Raw genomic sequence first — 21757 nt, forward strand, 5'->3', positions numbered from 1 at the left:
TACTAAAGAAAACAGATATATGACAAATGAAGAAATCATTGAGAAAATAAGAACAACTCTGGCAGAAGAGTTTGAAGTAGACATCGACGTCATCCAGCCGGATGCGCCGTTAATGGAAACTCTTGAACTGGACAGTCTCGACTTGGTCGACATGGTGGTACTGGTAGAAAAGAATTTCGGTTTCAATGTAACCGGACAAGACTTTGCAGGTATCAAAACCTTCCAGGACTTCTACGATCTCGTTATCACCCGTATGCAGGAAGCCAAGTAAATATGTCGACGTGGAAAGGCAAAACCCGGGGAGGAACGTTCGGATACTTATTCTTTATTTACCTGATTAAGTATCTGGGCATCACTGCCGCTTATCTTTTTCTAAGCCTGGTAGTGCTCTACTTCATACCGTTTGCTCCGAAAGCAACCAAAAGCACCTGGTTTTACGCCCGTAACATTCTGAAATACAATAGGATACATTCTTTGAAAATGTTACTACTCAACTATTACCGATTAGGACAAATCCTGATTGACAAGGTAGCCATCGGTAATGGAAAAGTAAATCAATATCAGTTCAAATTCGAGCGGTATCCGGAGTTTCTGCAACTGCTGAACAGTGAACAGGGAGTGATTATGATTGGCGCCCATGTGGGAAACTGGGAAATAGGCGTTCCTTTCTTTGATGATTACGGAAAGAAAATCAATATCGTGATGTACGATGCCGAACATCGTAGAATCAAAGAGATCCTGGAGAAAAACGGTCAGGACAAGGAGTTTAAGATTATCCCTGTCAATGAAGACAACCTGACACACGTTTTCCGCATAACCGAGGCGATCAACCAAAAAGAATATGTATGTTTCCAGGGCGACCGTTATCTGAACAAAGAGAAACTTCTGCCAGGAATTTTACTGGGACAGAAAGCTCCTTTCCCTGCCGGTCCTTTCCTGCTGGCTTCGCGAATGAAAGTTCCGGTGGTATTCTACTTTGCTATGAGGGAACCGGGAAGAACTTACCGTTTTCATTTTATAATAGCGGAACCGGTAGTACGAATAAAAGAAAAGAAAGCGGAGATGGCTCTGCTCGAACAATATACTGTTGCTTTGGAACAGATACTAAAACGCTATCCGGAACAATGGTTCAATTATTATCCATTCTGGGAACCTGCCGGAAAGCAGTCACCGGATTTAAAAGAGAAACAAAAAGATGCAACAGAATAAATATGACAAAGAGCCGTTGACAGCGGTAGAGGCACAACGCCTGGCACAAGAAATAGCTTTTGGGCCTATTGTTTTTCAGGTATCACGCCTTATGCTTAAATTCGGTATTTTCCAGTTATTGGCCGACGAGCGCAAAGGTATGACGCAAGAAGAAATCAGCAAAGCTTGTGGGCTGTCCTCTTATGGCGCACAAGTATTGTTGGAGGCATCATTGACTATTGGCACCGTATTGTTGCGTGAAGGGCGATACTGCCTTGCGAAAGCCGGCTGGTTTCTGCTCAATGACAAAATGGTACGTGTCAATATGGATTTCAACCATGATGTCAACTATCAGGGAATGTTTCATCTGGAAGAAGCCATCACCAACGGACGTCCTGAAGGACTGAAAGTATTCGGTGAATGGAGTACTATCTATGAAGGGTTGTCAAGTCTGCCTTCACAGGTACAAAAGAGCTGGTTCGGTTTCGATCATTATTACTCGGATTGTTCGTTCGATGAAGCACTGGCAATTGTCTTCGCCCGTCATCCCAAGACTTTATTGGATGTGGGAGGCAATACCGGCCGTTGGGCGACCAAATGCGTAAGCTACGACGACACAGTGGAAGTAACCATCATGGACCTTCCGCAACAATTGGAGATGATGCGTCAACAAACCAAAGAGCTGCCCGGAGCTACACGTATCCACGGTCATGGTGCCAATCTGCTTGATCCGGAAGTGCCTTTCCCGACAGGGTTCGATGCTATTTGGATGAGCCAGTTCCTCGATTGTTTCTCGGAAGAAGAAGTTACCAGCATATTGACCCGTGCAGCCCGTTCCATGAGCCGGGAGAGCCGCCTGTATATTATGGAGACTTTCTGGAACCGGCAGAAATTTGATACAGCCGCTTATTGCCTGACACAAATCAGTCTCTATTTTACAGCGATGGCAAACGGAAACAGCAAGATGTATCATTCGGATGATATGCAACGATGCATCGAAGCAGCAGGATTGGAAATCGAAGAGATACATGACCATTTAGGAATGGGACACAGCATCGTACAATGCAGATTGAAATGAACAGAGAAGCCGTCATACAAGGAGAAGGAATACTCAACCTGATTCCACAGCGTCCGCCAATCGTTATGGTGGACAGTTTCTTCGGATTTGAAGAAAACCGTTCATATTCCGGACTGACTGTCACTACCGACAATTTATTTTGTGAGGCAGGCAGACTGCAAGAGCCGGGAATTATCGAGCATATCGCACAATCAGCGGCTGCACGTATCGGGTTTATTTATACCCGGCAGGGTGAAAAAGTTCCGTTAGGTTTTATCGGTTCGGTAGACAAACTTAAAATCTACAACTTGCCGGAAGCCGGAATGAAATTATTTACAGAGATTACCGTCGTACAAGAGGTATTCGATATTACGCTAATTTCGGCACAAGTGAAAGCGGAAGAAGAGCTGATTGCTGAATGTAAGATGAAAATATTTATCAAAAAAGAATGAAACGGAAAACAAATCAACAGATTGCAGCTTTGACTAACCGGACTACTTTCAGAGTACGGTTCAGCGAAATAGACTCCATGCAGATTGTATGGCATGGCGAGTACGTGCGCTACTTTGAAGATGGGCGGGAAGCTTTCGGCAAACAGTATGGTTTGGATTATATGAGCATTTACCGGGAAGGCTACATGGTTCCCATCGTAGATTTAACCTGCCAGTTCAAGCAATCATTGTCCTTTGGTGAAGAAGCGATTATCGAAACACGCTATATTGCCTGTGAGGCAGCCAAGATAAAATTCGAATACGTTATCTACCGGGCTACCGACCAAAGTGTAGTGGCCACCGGAAGCACCATACAAGTGTTCCTGAACCTGAATAAAGAACTGGAGCTTATCAATCCTCCGTTTTATCTGGAATGGAAAAAGAAATGGAATATCCTTTAAATATATACATCACAGCCCATACGCTGATTAGTTCGTTAGGTTTCGGTATTTCGGAAAACAAAAAAGCAATCCATGACTATCGAAGCGGGATTCGTATGCAGGAAGCCGGACGGATTTCTGACAGTCCGATTCTGGCAGGGATGATTGATTCTGTCGAGTTGGAAAAGAGAGCTAAAGAACAATTAGAAAAGCGGGCAAAGGAGCTGGATATTTCCTCTTATACCCGGTTGGAGCAACTGTTTATATTGACTACTCAGGAAGTGATTTCCCAATCGGGAGTGAATCTGCAAGAATCGGACTGTGCTTTGTTGCTCTCTACTACGAAGGGAAATATTGATTTATTGAGCGATCAAGAAAAAAGAACTAATTCGGACAAGCCAAGCGGTTCTGTACAATCAACAATTGATAATCCTTCCTTTTTACAGGAATTATCAGCCGATAGTCCGACTTTTCTTTGGAAAATGGCAGAACGAATCGGGCATTTTTTTGAGGCAGCCAATCAGGTAGAAGTTATCTCCAACGCCTGTATATCTGGAGTCTCGGCACTGGTTGTTGCCAAGAGATGGATAGAATCAGGGCGTTACAAACGAGTGATTGTCGCTGGCGGGGATATTCTTTCTCATTTTATTACCAGCGGTTTCCTGTCTTTCCGGTCAGTCAGCGCACACCGATGCCGGCCATACGATATACAGCGGGACGGATTAAGTCTAGGCGAAGCCTGTGGAGCTGTTCTTTTAGAAACGCAAGGAAACACAAATCATATTATTCTATCCGGAGGAGCGATCAGCAATGATGCCAACCATATATCCGGTCCTTCCCGGACAGGAGACGGACTGGCGCTGGCTATCAATCAGGCAATGGAAGAAGCCGGAGCACTTCCTAAAGATATCAGTTTTATCAATGCACACGGAACAGCTACGGTTTATAATGACGAAATGGAATCCAAAGCCATACATTTGGCAGGATTATCTGCAGTTCCGGTGAATAGCCTTAAGCCTTATTTCGGGCATACATTAGGAGCTTCGGGCATTATTGAAACCATACTTTGCATAGAGCAACTAAAAGAAGGAATATACTACGGAACTTTAGGATATGAGACACTAGGTGTTCCCATGCCTATCACCGTTTATAGCACTCATCAGCCGATGCCGATGAAATGTTGTATCAAAACCGCTTCTGGTTTCGGAGGCTGTAATGCTGCACTGGTATTATCTCTCCCAGATGCTCATTTGAAACAGAAAACCGATTCTCCGGCATCCTGTAAAGCTGCCGTAGAATCAGCCAATATAGTCACGATCAAACCGGGAGTGCTAGAAAACCAAGGAACAGCTACAGTCAATTCTCCGGAGACTGACTTTGCGCCGTTTATCCGGGAAGCATACAAGCATCTGGGAGAAAACAATATGAAGTTCTACAAGATGGATAACCTTTGTAAGCTGGGATATGTAGCTGCCGGATATTTATTGAAAGATACCAACTACCGACCGAAAGAGATTGGAATCATTCTAGCCAATGCATCTTCCTCTTTGGATACGGACTGCAAACATCAAGCTATCATCAATAAAGAAGGAGATAAAGCCGCCAGTCCTGCCGTGTTTGTCTACACTCTCCCCAATGTAGTATTGGGAGAAATCTGTATACGACACAAAATTCAGGGAGAAAATACATTCTTTGTCTGCCAGCAATCCAACGTTGCTTCCTTAGAGGATTACGCAAGAATTGTGATGGCGAAAGGTAAGTTACGCACATGCATCATAGGCTGGTGCGAACTACTGGACGGACATTACCAAGCAGAATTTAAACAACTTAATAATATATCAACGATTTATGAATAATTTAGATCAAACCAAAAGAGAACTGATGGACGAAGTGAAAGGTAAACTAATCGAAGAGTTGAACCTTGAAGAAATCACTCCGGAAGATATTGACGATGAAGCCCCTCTGTTTGGCGACGAAGGTCTTGGCCTTGACTCCATTGACGCACTCGAAATCATCCTGATTTTGGAACGTGAATATGGCATTAAAATAGAGAATCCTAGTGAAGGAAAACAAATCTTCTACTCGGTATGTACACTGACTGACTACATCATTGCTAATCGGAAAGCTTAACTTATGAAGATTTACGTCACCGGATTGGGAGTTGTTTCGGGCATCGGCATCGGAGTTTCCGAAAATATAGAGGCACTACAACAAGGGAAGCATGGCATCGGAAAGGTAACTCTTTTCCCGACTGCTCTCGATGTACCCGTATCTGAAGTGAAACGTAGCAATGAAGAACTTAAACAACTATTATCTTTACCTCCGCAGCGTACAGTATCACGCACAGCATTGCTAGGCATGATAGCCGCCAAAGAAGCGATGGAAGATGCAGGACTAAACTTGCGTATATCATCCAATCAGCCAAAAAATCAGTTACTGAATCAGCCAGTAACCTCGCAAAAAGACCAGCAACCGTTACGTATTGGTTTTATTTCCGCCACTTCTGTCGGCGGTATGGACTTAAGCGAGCGTTTCTATGAATCGTTCAAGAAAAACCCGAAACAAGGACGATTGCGGGAAGTGATTTCACACGACTGCGGAGCCAGTACCGAATTAATAGCTTCGTATTTAGGTATCAATGATTTTATAACCACCATCAGTACTGCCTGTTCATCGGCAGCCAATGCTATTATGTTGGGAGCGAGACTGATAAAACACGGACAACTGGATGCTGCTATCGTCGGAGGTACGGATGCACTTTGCCGGTTTACGCTCAATGGGTTCAACTCTCTCATGATTTTGGACAAAATACATTGTCGTCCTTTTGACCGTTCGCGTACCGGATTAAATTTGGGAGAAGGCGCGGGTTATTTAGTGCTTCAATCAGAAAGTTCACCCCAAAGAGTTCCTTACTGTGAACTAAGCGGTTATGCTAATACAAATGAAGCTTATCATCAAACAGGAAGTTCTCCCGAAGGAGATGGCGCCTTTCTATCAATGAGTGAAGCCATCGCTTCCAGTGGCATTTCTCCTGAAGATATTGATTATATCAACGTACATGGGACAGGTACTCCCGGTAATGACGCATCGGAAGGTATGGCATTGCGAAGAATCTTCGGAGAACATGTTCCACCGTTTAGTTCGGTAAAAGCTTTTATCGGACACACCTTAGGAGCTTCCGAAGGAATTGAAGCTGTTTATTCCGTTCTTTCCATAGATAAAGGCATGATTTATCCGAATCTGAATTTCACGGAGGCTATGCCGGAAACAGAGCTGATGTCAGAAACAGGAGTAAAATCAGAAACAGGATTGATACCGGAAACGTCTTTCCAGGAAGGATTGCCGATCCGCCATGTATTATCCAATTCTTTCGGCTTTGGGGGAAACGACTCGTCGCTCCTCTTTTCCGCAACGAATTTTCCAAAACGAACGAACCTTTAAGTTTTTGAGCCTATGCAGCCAGTTTATATTCAACGCATCGCTTCTATCCATCCACAAGGAAATCATTCACAAGGAAATAATCCGAAAGTAAATGATTCGCCCGATGTTTCAGCAAACCGTCCTTTTCTTCAGGCTTGTGAACCCGATTATAAGGATATTATTGCCAATGCAACTTTGCGCAGGCGCATGAGCCGTATTGTCAAAATGGGAGTAGCTTGCGGATTGGAATGTATGGGCGAACTATCTCCCGAGAAGATAGGGGGAATTATCACAGCCACAGGGTTGGGCTGCCTGGTTGATACGGAAAAGTTTCTGAACAACCTGTTAGATAATGAAGAGCGGATGCTGAATCCTACTCCTTTTATTCAGTCGACATTCAATACAATTGGTGCACAAATAGCTTTAATTCATCAAATACATGCCTACAACATGACTTATGTTCACCGGGGACTAAGTTTTGAAAGCGCTTTGCTGGATGCCATGATGAAAATAGAAGAAGGAAGCGAGAACATACTGGTGGGAGCTATGGACGAAATGACAGAAACCAGTTACATCATTCAGCAACGCCTGGGACTACTGAAAGGAATAGAAGCCGGAGAAGGTGCTCAATTCTTCCTATTAAGCCGGGAAGCCGGAGAGCATCCGTTAGCAGAAATACGAGGACTTGAAACTTTCACGGGACAACATACGACAGAAGAAATCAGTTCCCGAATTATTCGTTTTTTACAACGAAACGGATTAGAGTGTCAGGATATTCAATGGTTAGTTACCGGAAAGAACAAAAAACAATCCCTTCAAGGTGATTACCACGAGCAAATCACTAACTCAATCTATGAAGAGCTTGAAACCAACCTTTTCCCGGAAAGTATTCATCTTAGTTTTAAGGACGAATGTGGAGAATATCCTACCGCCTCATCGTATGCCGTATGGAAAGCAGTAAAGACATCAATAAACTGCACTACCCCTACCAATATATTGATTTATAATCATCACCACTCCATCAATCACTCATTGATTCTAATTCGGAAAAGCGTATGATGATTGTTTGCCTCCTTCTATGTTTATTCTTGATACTGTCCTTTCTCGTTTATGCTTCCTATAGCATTCAGTCGGGAATTTATCTACGATCGTTTTGCAAAAAACGTACTACGGAAAAAGTTGTCGCCCTGACTTTTGACGACGGTCCCGATCCCATTCAAACGCCCAAAGTATTGAAGGTACTAAAAGAATATCAGGCAACTGCCTGTTTTTTCTGTATCGGACACAAGATAAAAGGAAATGAAGCCTTATTGAAAAGTATGGTAACAGAAGGTCATCTAATTGGGAATCATTCATATAGCCATTCCGGTTTATTTCCGCTATATGGACTCTCTAAAATGAAAAAAGACCTGCAAACTTGTCAGTGTGAACTAGAACGAGTAACTTCGCAGCCGGTTACTTTGTTTCGTCCGCCATTCGGTGTCACTAATCCTACGATTGCGAAAGCTGTCCGACAGTTAGGATACACCTCAATAGGATGGAGCATCCGTACATTAGATACGCAACAGTCAGCTCCGGACAAAATACTTGCCAGGATTCGGAAACGTCTTAAACCGGGAGCCATCATTCTGTTGCACGACCGGATGCCCGGCAGCGACCAGTTAGTGAAACAAATACTGGATTTACTAAAAGAACAAGGATATACCGTTGTCCGTCCGGACAAACTATTGGCATAAAATAAAAATGTATGAGAACTTTATTACTATACTTATCGCTTTTCTTCTTGTCTATCGCCACCGTCCATGCACAGAGCATGAAAAAGATGGTGCAAAAGACCGAGTTTGAAAACCGCCTGGCAAAGGAGGCACAAACCGTGAAGTCCATCGAAAGCGATTTTACCCAAGTGAAATATCTCGATGTATTCGACGAAAAGGTTACTTCCAAAGGGAAGTTCTACTACCAAAAGAGCAATAAAATCTGTATGGAATACTTCCGCCCAATGAATTATCTCATCGTGATAAACGGGAGTAAGCTCAAAATCGTATCGGATGGCAAGAAAAGTATTATGAACCTAAGTTCGAACAAAATGATGGCACAGATGCAGGATATGCTAACTGCGTGTATGATAGGCGACCTGTCTAAGATGTCATCCAACTACCAGCTAGAATATTTTGAAGACGCACGATATTATTTGGTTAAAATTAAGCCGACTAACAAAGCAGTACAAGCCTATATTGCCGGTATCGAAATTTATTTGGACAAGAAAGATATGTCGGTGCACAAACTCCGTCTGTCCGAAACAGCTACAAACTACACAGAATACGAATTCTATAATAAAAAGTTCAACTCTCTGAAGAATGAGACGAAGTTTGCGATTCGTTAGCCTGACGGTTCTGTTATTCTTGGGAATACAGGTTCAAACGTCCTGCTCTCCACGAATAAGCGGGGAAGGCAGTACTGTGCCTCCTGTTATCGAACTGACACAAGGGGAAGAATCACAAAAATACAATATCCAACTGGATTTCATGAAACATCACATGAGTGGTATGCTGATAGTACGCCGTATGCCTGATAACGAAATCCGGATCGTGGCGTCTACCTACTTCGGGTTAAGCCTTTTCGATTTTTCTCTGCATGACGATCAATTTAATGTCAACAGCTGCATTGAACCCATGAAAAAAGAAAAGGTATTGAAACTGTTAGAGATGGATTTCAGGCGTTTGTTCTTAAATGGAAAAGACGTCCGTGTGAAAGCCACCAAAGACAATGCTACCCAAAAAAGAACCAGTGGAAAAGGCTTTGGAAAATCAGTGGTCTACATTACCGACGACACTCCGGGTGATCCGGCACAAATAAAAATCAAACATCCGTGGATACGGTTAACGATCCGTCTGGATAAACTATCTAAAGAAATTTAATATATGCTACTTGATAACTTCTATACTATCCTTTCCTCCGAGTCATCGGATTCAACCACCTGGACTATTCAGATAGAGTTGAATCCTGACCACACTGTTTATCAGGGACATTTTCCTGAACATCCGGTAGTTCCCGGAGTTTGTCTATTGCAACTTATCAAGGAATGTGCAGAAAATATTCGTCAGCAAAAGTTGCAAATAACACAAGTATCTTCCTGCAAATTTCTTTCGGCTATCAATCCTATAGAAACGCCTCGGATAGCAATCGTACTGAGTCTCAAAGAGACAGAAGAAGGCAAACTCCAGTTACAGGCGGAAGGTACTGTAAAGGAAAAGACTGTAAATAAAAGCATTGTGAAAGAGGATATTGCAAAAGAAGAAATTGTAAAGGAGAACACAGGAAAAGAAAGCATTATAAAGGAAGAAAATATAAAAGACGAATGTTTCATTAAACTAAAAGCTGCACTTACCCCAAAAGCATGAAGGAGCAAATAAGTACAGCCTATTGGCACGAAAAGTTGAAACAATTAGGGATCATCGTCATCATCCCGAGTTACAACAATGGCAAGACACTGGCAGAAGTCATAGCAAGTGTACGTTTTTATGCACCGGAAATCCTTGTTGTCAATGACGGTTCAACGGATGAAACACCTGAAATACTGAATCAGGAAGCTAATCTTCACATCATCACCCACCCTGTCAATCAAGGAAAAGGGGTAGCTTTGAAACATGGACTATCTTTCGCAAAGAAGCAAGGATTCCGATATGCCATCACCATTGATTCCGACGGACAGCATTTCGCTTCGGACATTCCCGTATTGATTGAAGCCATAGAAAAGGAACCGGACACGTTACTGGTAGGCTCCCGTAATCTGGCCTCGGACAATATGCCGGGAAAGAACACCTTTGCTAATAAGTTTTCCAACTTTTGGTTCACCCTCGAAACCGGTATCAAACTACAAGATACGCAATCCGGCTACCGCCTCTACCCTATCCAACGAATGAATGTGGACAAGTGGTATTACACTGCCAAATATGAGTTCGAACTGGAAGCACTTGTTTTTGCAGCATGGGGAGGCAATCCCGTTAAAAACATTCCGGTACACGTTTATTATCCGCCACAGGAAGAACGGGTTTCTCATTTCCGCCCGTTCCGTGATTTCACCCGTATCAGTATTCTGAATACGGTACTGGTACTCGTCACTTTCCTTTGGATCGTACCACGAAACTTTTTCCGTAAACTGACCTGGAAGAATTGCAAGCAGTTTTTCTCCAACCACATCACCCACTCCCCCGAATCTAACCTGCGGATTACGGCAGCCATCATGTTCGGCGTATTTATGGGCATCGTTCCGGCATGGGGATATCAAATGCTGATTACGTTGTTTTTGGCGCATTTGTTCCGATTAAACAAAGTCATAGCTATTGTAGCAGCCAACATCAGCATCCCTCCGATGATACCATTTTTACTGTACGGAAGTTATGTAACCGGCTGTAAAGTACTGGGAGAACCTGTAAACCTGCACTTAAACGAACTTTCTTTTGAAAATGTAAAATCAGTCATAGAGCAATATTTAATAGGAAGTGTTATCTTTGCAGTCGTATGCAGCATACTGGCAGGAACCATCGCGTTCATTCTGCTCACGGCGTGTAGGAAAAAAAAGATATGACCCAGTTTTTTATCGGACTATATGATTATTTTGAGAGGCACAAGATTCTGTTCTATTTGTCACTCATCAGTTGTGTCCTGTTGATGGGGTTCTTTGCCCTGCAAGTAAGATTCGAAGAGAACATCACACAATTTTTCCCCGACACCAAAGACTCCCAAAACACAATCAAGGTATTCGACAATCTCAAAATCAAGGATAAGATTATCATTATGCTATCCTCGGCAGATACCTGTCACCAGGTAGAACCTGATTCCCTGATAGAAGCTGCCGGACAACTGCAACAAACCCTGACTGAAAAAGCCGGAGGAACCCTGATTAAGGGAATTTTCGCACAGGTAGACCAAAGCCTCATCGGAGGAGCCACAGACTTTGTCTACGAGCATCTCCCGCTTTTCCTGACAGATACGGATTATCAACGATTCGATTCCCTATTGACAGAGAAGGGTATACAAGCTACCATGCAGAAGAACTATACCAATCTCCTCTCTCCTGCCGGAATCGCATTAAGAAGTTATATTCTCCGGGACCCGCTCGGACTGGGAAGTGAAGCCCTGAAACATCTGCAGGATTTCCAGTTGGAAGCCAACTACGAGATTTATGACGAACACATCTTTTCCAAAGACGGTTCCACCTTGCTTATGTTCATTACCCCGGTATTCAGCACAGGCAGTACCGGAAAGAATGACGAACTGATAAAAATACTCGAAGAAGAACTCCAACACGTACAGGGAGAATCTCCTACCATTCGAGCCGAATATTTCGGCGGTCCCTCCGTAGGAGTCTACAACGCCCGTCAGATCAAGAAAGACACGATTCTGACTTCTTCCCTGGCACTGCTTATCATCATAGTATTTATCTCACTCGTGTTTAAACGGAAGCGATCGATACCACTGATTATTACTCCGGTACTCTTCGGAGGATTGTTCGCCCTGTTTCTGATTTTCTTTATCAAAGGAAGCATCTCGGCCATTGCCGTGGGAGCCGGTTCGGCAGTGATGGGTATTGCGCTAAGCTATTCCATCCACATGTTGGCACATCAGAACCATGTTTCCACCGTGCAACAACTGATTAAAGAGATAGCCTATCCGCTTACAGTAGGTAGTTTCACCACTATCGGCGCATTTATGGGATTGATATTCACCAGTTCCGATCTGTTACGCGATTTCGGGTTGTTCGCTTCCCTGGCATTGGTGGGTACTACTCTTTTTTGCCTCATTTACCTGCCTCATTTCCTGAAAGGACAGGCAGACGTCAAACAGGGACGCGTATTACGCATCATCGAGAAAATAAACGCATATTCTTACGAAAAGAATAAATGGTTGGTAGGCGGTATTCTCCTCATTACAATTATCTGTTTGTTTACCTCACAAAAGGTCGGCTTCAACAACGACATGATGAGCCTCAATTATGAACCTCAACATCTCAAACAATCGGAAGAGAAATTAATGCAGCTCTTCGACAGCGACGAAAAGACAGTGCTTTTTGTCAGCGTAGGCAAAGACATGAATCAGGCTACCGAAACTTATGCAATAACCAATCAGAAGTTATCGACACTGAAGGATCAGGGACTGATTAAAGATTATGCTTCCGCCTCACAGTTTCTGATTTCTCCACAAGAGCAACAGCTACGCCTGAAAAGATGGAAAGACTACTGGACAGATGAAAAACAACAGCAAATCCGTAAACAACTGGAAACAGCTGCCACTGAATACCGTTTCCGTCCGGGAAGCTTCGATCCCTTTTATCAATGGCTAAACCAACCTTTCGGTGAATATCACTACACCGCACAAGAAGACGATTTATCCGGCAAGCTACTGAACGAATGGCAAACTTCTGCCGATTCCATCACCATGCTTATCAGCCAGATACGGATTAGCGACCAGAATAAGGAAACCGTGTATCAGAACTTCAGCAAAACCCAGGATGTAGTCATCTTCGACCGTTCCTACTTTGCCAATAAATGGGTATCTGCCATCAATGACGACTTTTACCTGATTCTGTATATCTCTTCTTTCCTGATATTCTTCGCATTATGGTTCTCATACGGACGTATCGAACTTACCTTGATGAGTTTTCTCCCGATGCTGGTCAGCTGGGTAATCATCTTGGGATTGATGGGAATTTTGGGGATTGAGTTCAACATCATCAACATTATCCTGTCCACCTTTATCTTTGGCATTGGAGACGATTTCAGTATCTTCATTATGGACGGGCTACAAAACAAATACCGTACAGGTCAGAAGGTACTGAATTCTCACAAAACAGCCATCTTCTTCTCTGCTTTCACCACAGTTGTCGGTATGGGAGCACTTGTTTTTGCCAAGCATCCGGCTTTGCAATCCATTTCACTGATTTCCATTCTCGGCATGATAGCAGTGGTGTTGGTAGCCTATACCATTCAGCCACTCATTTTCCGGTTCTTCATTGCAGGACCCGCTTCCAAAGGATTGCCGCCTTATACGCTTATCGGGCTGATACGGACCGTATTGCTCTTCCTGCTTTTCTTTATCGGTTGTATCTTCCTCCGTGTACTGATCGCTGTCCTTTATTTGGTGCCTGTGCGGAAAAGCAGCAAACAACGTTTGGTATGCCGACTGATACAAATCACCTGCAAAGGGATTCTGTTGTTAGCCACTGCCGTCAAAAAAGAACATATCAACAAGGCCAACGAGCGTTTCCAGCATCCGGCAATTATTATCGCCAACCACCAGTCGTTCATCGATATTCTGGTATTGCTGTCTCTTTCGTCTAAAATCCTGATGGTAACCAACCATTGGGTATGGCATTCTCCTTTCTTCGGAGCAATCATCCGCTATGTCGATTTCTATTACATAGGCGAAGGCTACGAACAATATATGGAACGGATGCGGAAAAAAGTAAAAGAGGGCTACTCCATCGCTATCTTCCCCGAAGGTACACGCACTTACAACGGAAAGATGAAGCGTTTCCACAAAGGAGCTTTCTACCTGGCAGAAACATTGCAACTGGATATTCTTCCGATCCTCCTCTACGGCAACAACAAAATCATTGCAAAGGCACAGCCTTTCAATATCCGCAAAGGAATCATCTACACGGAAATACTTCCCCGTATACCGGCCGACGACCTTTCTTTCGGAACCACCTACCAGGAACGCACCAAACGCATATCCGCCTATATGAAGGAAGGTTACGCCCATATCTGCCGGGAAAAGAACACGACGGACAATCCTGCCTTCTACGAAGCTCTGATCCAAAACTATATCTACAAAGGACCAGTCGTAGAATGGTATATCCGTATCAAGGTGAAGATGGAAAGAAACTACCGGCTGTTCAACCGACTGATTCCCGCCCAAGGGCAAATTACAGACATCGGCTGCGGCTTCGGTCCGCTCTGTTATATGTTGTCTCTGCTTTCCGAAGACCGGGAAATTTTAGGAATTGATTACGATGAGGATAAAATAGCTTTGGCACAACACGGATGGTTACGCAACGAATATCTCCAGTTCAGGCACGGCAACGCATTGGAATATCCGCTACCGGAAAGCGATGTTTTTATCCTGAACGATATGCTTCACTATATGAGCTATGAACATCAACGGACTTTGCTGTTGAAATGCGCTGACCGGCTGCGTTCGCAGGGAATGATTATCATACGGGACGGAAACTCGGCAAATACGTCCAAACACAGGCTGACCCGGTTCACGGAATTACTATCCACCCGTATCTTCAATTTCAACCGGACTACCGGAGAATTGTATTTCACCACAGAAACCCAACTACGGGAAATAGCAGTCACCTGCGGAATGAATGTAGAAATCATTCCTAATGACAAATATACCTCGAACACTATTTATATATTCAGAAAACCGAACGAACATGAGTAAATACGATATCATCATTATCGGAAGCGGCCTTGGCGGACTGGAATGTGGAGCGATTCTTAGTAAAGAAGGATTCAATGTATGCGTCGTAGAGAAAAACACGCAATTCGGCGGATGCTTTCAAACCTACCGGCGAAAAGGACACTTATTCGATACAGGCATTCATTATGTAGGAAGTCTGGATGAAGGTCAAGTGATGAATCAGTATTTCCGCTATTTCGGCATCATGGACAAACTAAAGCTGAAACGTTTGGACGACGAGGCTTTCGATACAATCTACTATAAAGGAAAAACATACGATTACGCAATGGGGTATCCGCAATTCATCGAAACGATCTGCCGGTCCTTCCCGCACGAAAAAGAAAACCTGAAACGTTATGCCGAACAGCTTCAGACTGTTGGTAACTTGATTAGCGTAGACCATCTGAAACAGGGCACACTTGCCCTGGAAGGAATGAAATACTTCTGCACCTCCGCCGCAGGACTGATTGCGGATATTACTCCGGACCCTACTTTACAAAATGTACTGGCAGGCTCGGCCTTGCTCTACGGAGGCTTGAAAGATGTCTCCACCTTCTACGAACATGCCATGATTAACCATTCCTATATCGAAGGAGCTTATCGTTTTGTGGACGGCAGTATGCAAGTCAGCCTGGGATTGATTAACGTGATCCGGGCGAATGGAGGGACAGTACTTAACAACAGTGAAGCCACCCGTATCATCGTTGAAAACGAAAAAGTACAGGGAGTCATCATCAACGGCAAAGAGCGGTTGGAAAGCGACTATGTAATTTCCAACATGCACCCTCAACGAACCCTGGAGATACTGGATAAAAACCGTAGTATCAAGAACGCCTACATATCCCGCATCCGTTCGCTCGAAAACACATACGGCATCTTCACGCTTTATCTGGTAATGAAAAAGAAGAGCACTCCGTACCAAAACCGTAACCTCTATCTGCATGGAGATCACAAAGTGTGGTATGACAAGCAGCTCTATCCGGGACGGACCACCAACTGCATGATTTCGATGCAAGCCTCTTCCGAAGACAGTCAATACGCCAGTGTTATTTCGATTCTGACACCGATGTATATGGACGAACTCTCTGCATGGAAAGACACCACTCCCGAACATCGGGGAGAAAGCTACCGGTCCTTCAAGCAGGAAAAGACGGAACAGTTGCTTCGCTTTATTCGGAGCCATGGCATTGATTTCTCCGACAACATAGAAGAGATTCACACCACCACTCCGTTGAGTTATCGCGACTATACCGGAACGGTGGACGGTTCCGCATACGGAATTATCAAAGATTATAAATGTCCGCAAATCGGTTTTGTGTCTACACGAAGCCGGTTGGGTAATCTCTTTCTCACAGGTCAAAACCTGAATGTGCACGGCGCACTGGGGGTAACGCTGACTTCCATGCTCACTTGTGCGGAATTTGTGGGACAAGAATACCTGGCTAAAAAAGTAGGAAATGCATAAAACAATCAAAAAGATATTCAAGTACACGAGCTGCGTTCTTTTGTCGCTCCTTGTGATATTGATAGCCGGAGTCTGTTATCTCTACTTTTCAGCAGATATGCGAACACCGAAACATGAACCCAGTATCATCATGACAAAAGTGTCTCATGCAGGTACTACTACCATGGTTCCGGCAGAGGTGCTCTACAATGATACGCTCGATCTCCGATATTATGACGGCAACTTCCTGCGCCACAGCGAAAGCGGATTGTGGGAGTTGTTTGTGAAAGGAGATGCCTTTCAAAGAGGAGAAGCCATCGGCAAACTGTCTTCCGATTTGCTTCATTATCAGGAGAAAGTATTTGTCGATCAAATTCGTGAGATTGTTCCTTCAGACAGTTATCTGAAGTTCCTCCGGTTCTTTATTGTATTATTCAACCGTCATTTGGGTGAGAACGTTCTCGAAGAATACCGCAACGAGATCTACGGAATCTCGCTATCGTGTACCCATGAATACGACTTTATCGGCACTCCTTACGAACGTCAGTTGAATTACCATTCGGCACACGACCTGGGACATGCCATGCAAGATTATATGTTAGTGGGATGCAGTTCGTTTGCCACTTGGGGAACACAAAGCGCCGATTCGTCTCTACTAATCGGACGCAACTTCGATTTCTATGTGGGAGATGCCTTCGCAGAAAATAAACAAGTGGCTTTTTATACACCGGATCAAGGTTATAAATTCGCTTCCGTAGGATGGCCCGGTATGATAGGCGTACTATCCGGCATGAACGAAACGGGGCTGACCGTCACGATCAATGCCGCCAAGTCTGCTGTTCCAACAGGTTCCGCCACTCCTATTTCCATTCTGACCAGAGAAATCCTGCAATATGCGTCAACGATTGATGAGGCTTTTGCCATTGCTAAGAAACGGAAGACATTCGTCTCCGAATCCATCTTGATAGGTTCTGCCAAAGATGGCAAAGCCGCTATCATTGAAAAATCCCCAGAGAAGACAGTGCTCTTTAAAGGGAAAGAATCCGACCGACTCATCAGCACCAATCATTACCAATCGGAGGAATTCAGTAAGGATGAACGAAATATGGAAAATATCCGTACTTCGGACAGTCCATACCGTTTTGCACGATTGGAAGAACTCATCAATGAAAATATGCCGATAGACGCCTCCAAGGCCGCCTCTATCCTGCGCAACCACAAGGGTTTGCAAGATGCGGACTTGGGACTGGCTAACGAAATGGCTATCAATCAATTCATTGCTCATCATTCCGTTATCTTCCAACCGGAGAAACGATTGATGTGGGTATCTACCTCTCCCTGGCAATGTGGAAAGTATGTAGCTTATGACCTGAACAAGATATTTAACGACACGATTAACTTGCAACACGAAATATACAGTTCTAACCTGACCATTCCGGCAGATGAATTCACCGAAACACCGGAGTTCCAGCATCTTCTTACTTATAAGAAGCTGACTCCGCTCCTATTGAAGAAGATCAGAAAAAAGGAGAAGATAGAAGAGCATGTTTTAAAAACATACGAAGCCTCCAATCCTTCTCTATATTATGTATATGAAGTGATGGGAGATTATTACGAGGCTATGCAGCAACCGCAACAAGCCATTGCGTACTGGCAAAAAGCATTGAAGAAACCGATTCCCAAGTTGCAAGAGAAAGAACGTATCCAACAGAAAATTCAAAAACAATCCAAAGATGGAAAAGAATCCTGAAATTCAGTTCCGCTCACCGGAAGAGATCAAATGCTATCAGGAAGAAAAGTTAGCTCAAACGTTGACCTACCTGCAAGCACACTCCAAGTTCTACCAACGAATGTTCGAAGAACACCACATTGACATCAATCAGATAAAGAAGATTGAAGACTTGCAACAAATACCTGTCACCACCAAGACAGACTTGCAACTTCATAACGACGACTTCATCTGTGTAGACAAGGAGCAAATCATCGACTATGTAACGACTTCCGGCACACTGGGAGATCCGGTGACTTTCGTTCTCACTTCCGAGGACCTGGACCGTTTATCTTACAACGAGTACCTGTCTTTCACCACCACCGGATGCAGTAAAAAGGATATTCTGCAACTCATGACTACCATCGACCGCCGCTTCATGGCCGGACTTGCCTATTACATGGGAGCACGCGAACTCGGCATGGGAGTGATCCGTGTAGGTAACGGCATCCCCGAACTGCAATGGGACACGATTCGCCGGATTCATCCGACTTGTGGAATGGTCGTTCCTTCTTTCCTTATCAAACTGATAGAGTTTGCCGAGAAGAATCATATCGACCATAATGCGTGCTCAATGCAGAAATGTATCTGTATCGGTGAGGCTTTGCGCAATCAGGAGTTTCAGTTAAATACGCTCGGACAAAAGATACATGACAAATGGTCTGCCTTACAGCTATATTCCACCTATGCTTCCACCGAAATGCAGTCGTCTTTTACCGAATGTAGCGAATTCCACGGCGGGCATTTGCAACCGGAACTTATCATCGTAGAGTTTTTGGATGACAACAATCGTCCTGTCGCAGAGGGAGAAGCTGGCGAAGTGACGATCACGACGCTTGGAGTAGAAGGTATGCCGCTGCTCCGCTTCAAGACAGGTGATATTTGTTACCATCATACCGAACCTTGTGCCTGCGGAAGAAATACGATTCGCCTTAGTTCCATCCTCGGACGAAAAGGGCAAATGATTAAATACAAAGGGACTACTTTGTATCCGCCTGCATTGTTCGACATACTGGACAATATTCCTTCGGTAAAGAATTACATCATTGAAGTTTACACCAACGAATTGGGAACGGATGAAATTCTGATCCGTATCGGAAGTGAAAACCGTAGCGAAGGTTTTGCCAAGGAGATAAAAGACCTGTTCCGTTCGAAAGTAAGAGTAGCTCCAAGCATTAATTTTGAGTCGGCAGAATACATCGCAAAAATTCAAATGCCTCCAATGAGTCGAAAAACGATAAAATTCATTGATTTACGATAATTATTTTCTACTTTTGGAAGTTAGTAAACCAACTATATCACTTTAACATTAACGTATATGAAAAAACTTATTCTATTCTTATTCTTAAGTACGAGCCTGTTCTGTTTCGGACAAGGCAAGAGTGCATTGAAAGACATCCAGTCTATCAAGTTCTATGGAGTGGACTACTCCCAAGCTAAAGTTTTCGGTGCAGATGAATCACCGATACAATTCAAAGATGCTTTCAGACGTATCAATGAGCTGTTTATCACAGAAGCAAAGAAGTATAACGTAGGAAAACAGTTGAAAAAAGAAGTAACGGAAATCTCACTGGATGCAGTCAATCAAGTGAACGAAAACATTAACTTGGCCGAGCTGATGACTACCAAAAGAGAATATAGCCTTAGTAAAGAACAAATCAAAGCGGCTATCGAAGCATTACCTATTCAGAAAACGCCGGGCGTAGGTATGGTATTTATCGCACAGTTCCTGGATAAATCAAACAACAGAGGTACGTATGAAGTCGTATTCTTCAATACTGAAACAAAGGAGATCATTGAAGAATGGATAACAGATGGAAAAGCACGTGGTTTCGGATTGCGCAACTACTGGGCAGGATCTGTTTATAGCGCACTAAAGAAATTATAAACCAATAATATATATAAACATGAGAAAACTACTATTATTGCTGACTTTACTGTTAAGTATCAGTACTTATGTCGCAGCACAAAATTACACAGAAGTAGTGTATTTAAAGAATGGCAGCATTATCAAAGGGGTTATCATTGAGCAAGTGCCCAATGTTTCCTTAAAAATTAAAACAAGTGATGGCAGCCTCATCATCTGTCAGATGAGTGATGTGGAGAAAATCACTAAAGAAGAACGGTATACAAGAGATTACCGCAAAGAGGCCAACAACCGCAAAGCCGCAAGAAATACATTAAAAGGCTATAAAGGTTTCGTGGACTTTGCATACATCGGTGATGTCAGCGACTACAATGCCTCCAAAATTGAATTATCAACCTCACACGGTTATCAATTCAATAATTATTTCTTCGTTGGTGGTGGTGTTGCTCTCAACTACTATACAGATGCAGATCTTGTTGCTGCGCCAATCTATGCTAACTTCAGGGCTAACTTCATCAACAAAAGAGTGACGCCTTTTGCCGATGTAAAAACCGGATATGCTGTAGGAGACATAGAAGGAGCGTATGCTTCGATAGGAGTAGGAGTACGTTTTTCTTTAAAAGGGAAAAAGGCCTTGAATTTAGCTTTGATGTATAACTTCCAGGATTATGAGATCTCAACAGATTATGGTTACAGTTCCGGAGGTTATTATTACCATTCCAGTTATGACGATACATGGGAGTTACACGGAGTAGGGGTCAGATTCGGTTTTGAATTCTAAATCTACTGTTTGTCTGTACCTTTTAACAACAAACAAACAATAAATCAAATTCGAACCATGAAGAAGACTATCACAACACTTCTACTATTGAGCTGCATTACTGCATTTTCATTTGCGCAAAGCATTGTTATGACTTCAGGAACTATCGACTTCATCAAGGACCAACAAGTGATACAATTCACTTTCTCTTATGATGAAATGCTGGTAGGAAAACTAACAGAAAGCGAATATGTAGATAAAAAGAGCTCCGAATATAATGCAAAAGAAGAGGGCAAAGGAGATCAATGGAAAGCTGCCTGGTATGGCGACCGTAAAGAACGATTTGAGCCAAAGTTCTTGGAACTTTTCGATAAATATATGAGCGAAGTTGGTATCACAGCAGGTACGGAAGGCGCTCAATATCGAATCGAAATCAATACAGACTTCACCGAGCCGGGTTGGAATGTGGGTGTCATGCGTCAGAATGCATCTGTCGACCTAAGCTGCAAAGTGAAGAAGATTGAAACGGGTGAGCAAGTAGCCTCTATCAGAATCCGTAATGCTTCTGCCAACAACTTTTGGGGTACTGATTTCACTTCCGGGTATCGCGTTCAGGAAACGTATGCCAAAGCAGGAAGAGAATTAGCCAAGTTCTTTATCAAAAAGGCGAAGTTGCACAAGATAAAAGACTAACTGGCTTGAACCACATTTGCCTACTATAAAGTTGAAAAAACATAGAAGTATCTGCCACCTGCAACAAAAAGCGCGTAATACACTAGCTGACAAATAGTTGGAGCGTTGCAGATACCTGCGGCAGATACGTTGCAGATAAAGTATCTGCAACGCGTTATATAACCAAAGAAAACCGCTTGGTTTCTATATGTAAAGCTATAAGATAGTTTTGGTATCCAGA

Annotated in this window: 21 protein-coding genes; all 21 read left to right on the top strand. The window is 43.5% G+C overall.

Translation table 11 applies throughout. The features are described 5' to 3' along the window. Positions 1 to 19: 19 nt before the first annotated feature. Genes LPH68_RS00070 through LPH68_RS00170 form a run of 21 tightly spaced genes read left to right on the top strand, consistent with a single transcriptional unit; the run spans position 20 to position 21537 of the window. The gene (locus tag LPH68_RS00070) at positions 20 to 271 is read left to right on the top strand and encodes an acyl carrier protein (protein ID WP_004305450.1); all 252 of its coding nucleotides are present in this window, start codon (positions 20 to 22) and stop codon (positions 269 to 271) included. 2 nt (positions 272 to 273) lie between these two features. Next, entirely contained in the window at positions 274 to 1209 is a 936-nt protein-coding gene (locus LPH68_RS00075; protein ID WP_151923005.1) for an acyltransferase, read from the top strand. Then, the gene (locus LPH68_RS00080; RefSeq protein ID WP_008020535.1) at positions 1196 to 2266 is read left to right on the top strand and encodes a methyltransferase; all 1071 of its coding nucleotides are present in this window, start codon (positions 1196 to 1198) and stop codon (positions 2264 to 2266) included. Before LPH68_RS00075 ends, LPH68_RS00080 begins: the two co-directional genes overlap by 14 nt. Further along, complete coding sequence (locus tag LPH68_RS00085) at positions 2263 to 2697, top strand: hydroxymyristoyl-ACP dehydratase (protein ID WP_008020533.1); 435 nt, start codon at positions 2263 to 2265, stop codon at positions 2695 to 2697. The genes LPH68_RS00080 and LPH68_RS00085 overlap by 4 nt, the downstream gene beginning before the upstream one ends. Continuing rightward, positions 2694 to 3137 carry a thioesterase family protein gene (locus LPH68_RS00090; protein ID WP_008020530.1) on the top strand — a complete coding sequence of 148 codons (444 nt, stop codon included), beginning with the start codon at positions 2694 to 2696 and terminating at the stop codon, positions 3135 to 3137. The genes LPH68_RS00085 and LPH68_RS00090 overlap by 4 nt, the downstream gene beginning before the upstream one ends. Beyond that, a complete protein-coding gene (locus tag LPH68_RS00095; RefSeq protein WP_151923004.1) occupies positions 3122 to 4972 on the top strand; it encodes a beta-ketoacyl synthase N-terminal-like domain-containing protein in 1851 nt (616 codons plus the stop codon). Before LPH68_RS00090 ends, LPH68_RS00095 begins: the two co-directional genes overlap by 16 nt. Continuing rightward, positions 4965 to 5246 carry a phosphopantetheine-binding protein gene (locus LPH68_RS00100; RefSeq protein ID WP_008020527.1) on the top strand — a complete coding sequence of 94 codons (282 nt, stop codon included), beginning with the start codon at positions 4965 to 4967 and terminating at the stop codon, positions 5244 to 5246. Before LPH68_RS00095 ends, LPH68_RS00100 begins: the two co-directional genes overlap by 8 nt. 3 nt (positions 5247 to 5249) lie before the next feature. Then, the gene (locus tag LPH68_RS00105; RefSeq protein WP_151923003.1) at positions 5250 to 6557 is read left to right on the top strand and encodes a beta-ketoacyl-[acyl-carrier-protein] synthase family protein; all 1308 of its coding nucleotides are present in this window, start codon (positions 5250 to 5252) and stop codon (positions 6555 to 6557) included. A 12-nt stretch (positions 6558 to 6569) separates the two neighbouring features. After that, positions 6570 to 7595: a beta-ketoacyl synthase chain length factor gene (locus LPH68_RS00110; protein ID WP_151923002.1), complete on the top strand. Its 1026-nt coding sequence runs from the start codon at positions 6570 to 6572 to the stop codon at positions 7593 to 7595. Then, positions 7592 to 8272, top strand: coding sequence for a polysaccharide deacetylase family protein (locus LPH68_RS00115; RefSeq protein WP_008020521.1), 681 nt, complete (start codon positions 7592 to 7594; stop codon positions 8270 to 8272). The genes LPH68_RS00110 and LPH68_RS00115 overlap by 4 nt, the downstream gene beginning before the upstream one ends. A gap of 11 nt (positions 8273 to 8283) precedes the next feature. Further along, positions 8284 to 8919 (top strand): outer membrane lipoprotein carrier protein LolA, encoded by a 636-nt coding sequence (locus tag LPH68_RS00120; RefSeq protein WP_151923001.1) that lies wholly within the window; start codon positions 8284 to 8286, stop codon positions 8917 to 8919. Beyond that, positions 8894 to 9454, top strand: a complete 561-nt coding sequence (locus LPH68_RS00125; RefSeq protein ID WP_008020519.1) for a hypothetical protein — start codon at positions 8894 to 8896, stop codon at positions 9452 to 9454. The genes LPH68_RS00120 and LPH68_RS00125 overlap by 26 nt, the downstream gene beginning before the upstream one ends. A gap of 3 nt (positions 9455 to 9457) precedes the next feature. Continuing rightward, positions 9458 to 9937 (top strand): 3-hydroxylacyl-ACP dehydratase, encoded by a 480-nt coding sequence (locus LPH68_RS00130; RefSeq protein ID WP_008020518.1) that lies wholly within the window; start codon positions 9458 to 9460, stop codon positions 9935 to 9937. After that, the gene (locus LPH68_RS00135) at positions 9934 to 11124 is read left to right on the top strand and encodes a DUF2062 domain-containing protein (RefSeq protein WP_151923000.1); all 1191 of its coding nucleotides are present in this window, start codon (positions 9934 to 9936) and stop codon (positions 11122 to 11124) included. The genes LPH68_RS00130 and LPH68_RS00135 overlap by 4 nt, the downstream gene beginning before the upstream one ends. Next, positions 11121 to 14987 (top strand): 1-acyl-sn-glycerol-3-phosphate acyltransferase, encoded by a 3867-nt coding sequence (locus LPH68_RS00140; protein ID WP_151922999.1) that lies wholly within the window; start codon positions 11121 to 11123, stop codon positions 14985 to 14987. Before LPH68_RS00135 ends, LPH68_RS00140 begins: the two co-directional genes overlap by 4 nt. Continuing rightward, a complete protein-coding gene (locus tag LPH68_RS00145; RefSeq protein WP_230296829.1) occupies positions 14980 to 16470 on the top strand; it encodes an NAD(P)/FAD-dependent oxidoreductase in 1491 nt (496 codons plus the stop codon). Before LPH68_RS00140 ends, LPH68_RS00145 begins: the two co-directional genes overlap by 8 nt. Beyond that, positions 16463 to 18199, top strand: a complete 1737-nt coding sequence (locus LPH68_RS00150) for a C45 family peptidase (protein WP_151922997.1) — start codon at positions 16463 to 16465, stop codon at positions 18197 to 18199. Before LPH68_RS00145 ends, LPH68_RS00150 begins: the two co-directional genes overlap by 8 nt. Further along, complete coding sequence (locus LPH68_RS00155; protein ID WP_151922996.1) at positions 18183 to 19478, top strand: phenylacetate--CoA ligase family protein; 1296 nt, start codon at positions 18183 to 18185, stop codon at positions 19476 to 19478. The genes LPH68_RS00150 and LPH68_RS00155 overlap by 17 nt, the downstream gene beginning before the upstream one ends. 57 nt (positions 19479 to 19535) lie before the next feature. Then, positions 19536 to 20105 carry a hypothetical protein gene (locus tag LPH68_RS00160; protein ID WP_118194886.1) on the top strand — a complete coding sequence of 190 codons (570 nt, stop codon included), beginning with the start codon at positions 19536 to 19538 and terminating at the stop codon, positions 20103 to 20105. A 19-nt stretch (positions 20106 to 20124) separates the two neighbouring features. Next, positions 20125 to 20865 (top strand): hypothetical protein, encoded by a 741-nt coding sequence (locus LPH68_RS00165; RefSeq protein WP_151922995.1) that lies wholly within the window; start codon positions 20125 to 20127, stop codon positions 20863 to 20865. Positions 20866 to 20922: 57 nt separating this feature from the next. Beyond that, positions 20923 to 21537: a hypothetical protein gene (locus tag LPH68_RS00170; protein ID WP_134985030.1), complete on the top strand. Its 615-nt coding sequence runs from the start codon at positions 20923 to 20925 to the stop codon at positions 21535 to 21537. Positions 21538 to 21757: the final 220 nt, after the last annotated feature.

The sequence above is a fragment of the Bacteroides sp. 1_1_30 genome (assembly GCF_020982715.1).
Lineage (GTDB): Bacteria > Bacteroidota > Bacteroidia > Bacteroidales > Bacteroidaceae > Bacteroides > Bacteroides xylanisolvens.

Coding starts and splice junctions, on each gene's coding strand:
- LPH68_RS00105 (WP_151923003.1), top strand. CDS start 5,250: ATGAAGATTTACGTCACCGGATTGGGAGTTGTTTCGGGCATCGGCATC.
- LPH68_RS00095 (WP_151923004.1), top strand. CDS start 3,122: ATGGAATATCCTTTAAATATATACATCACAGCCCATACGCTGATTAGT.
- LPH68_RS00145 (WP_230296829.1), top strand. CDS start 14,980: ATGAGTAAATACGATATCATCATTATCGGAAGCGGCCTTGGCGGACTG.
- LPH68_RS00115 (WP_008020521.1), top strand. CDS start 7,592: ATGATGATTGTTTGCCTCCTTCTATGTTTATTCTTGATACTGTCCTTT.
- LPH68_RS00155 (WP_151922996.1), top strand. CDS start 18,183: ATGGAAAAGAATCCTGAAATTCAGTTCCGCTCACCGGAAGAGATCAAA.
- LPH68_RS00125 (WP_008020519.1), top strand. CDS start 8,894: ATGAGACGAAGTTTGCGATTCGTTAGCCTGACGGTTCTGTTATTCTTG.
- LPH68_RS00090 (WP_008020530.1), top strand. CDS start 2,694: ATGAAACGGAAAACAAATCAACAGATTGCAGCTTTGACTAACCGGACT.
- LPH68_RS00120 (WP_151923001.1), top strand. CDS start 8,284: ATGAGAACTTTATTACTATACTTATCGCTTTTCTTCTTGTCTATCGCC.
- LPH68_RS00070 (WP_004305450.1), top strand. CDS start 20: ATGACAAATGAAGAAATCATTGAGAAAATAAGAACAACTCTGGCAGAA.
- LPH68_RS00160 (WP_118194886.1), top strand. CDS start 19,536: ATGAAAAAACTTATTCTATTCTTATTCTTAAGTACGAGCCTGTTCTGT.
- LPH68_RS00165 (WP_151922995.1), top strand. CDS start 20,125: ATGAGAAAACTACTATTATTGCTGACTTTACTGTTAAGTATCAGTACT.
- LPH68_RS00080 (WP_008020535.1), top strand. CDS start 1,196: ATGCAACAGAATAAATATGACAAAGAGCCGTTGACAGCGGTAGAGGCA.
- LPH68_RS00075 (WP_151923005.1), top strand. CDS start 274: ATGTCGACGTGGAAAGGCAAAACCCGGGGAGGAACGTTCGGATACTTA.
- LPH68_RS00130 (WP_008020518.1), top strand. CDS start 9,458: ATGCTACTTGATAACTTCTATACTATCCTTTCCTCCGAGTCATCGGAT.
- LPH68_RS00100 (WP_008020527.1), top strand. CDS start 4,965: ATGAATAATTTAGATCAAACCAAAAGAGAACTGATGGACGAAGTGAAA.
- LPH68_RS00170 (WP_134985030.1), top strand. CDS start 20,923: ATGAAGAAGACTATCACAACACTTCTACTATTGAGCTGCATTACTGCA.
- LPH68_RS00140 (WP_151922999.1), top strand. CDS start 11,121: ATGACCCAGTTTTTTATCGGACTATATGATTATTTTGAGAGGCACAAG.
- LPH68_RS00085 (WP_008020533.1), top strand. CDS start 2,263: ATGAACAGAGAAGCCGTCATACAAGGAGAAGGAATACTCAACCTGATT.
- LPH68_RS00110 (WP_151923002.1), top strand. CDS start 6,570: ATGCAGCCAGTTTATATTCAACGCATCGCTTCTATCCATCCACAAGGA.
- LPH68_RS00135 (WP_151923000.1), top strand. CDS start 9,934: ATGAAGGAGCAAATAAGTACAGCCTATTGGCACGAAAAGTTGAAACAA.
- LPH68_RS00150 (WP_151922997.1), top strand. CDS start 16,463: ATGCATAAAACAATCAAAAAGATATTCAAGTACACGAGCTGCGTTCTT.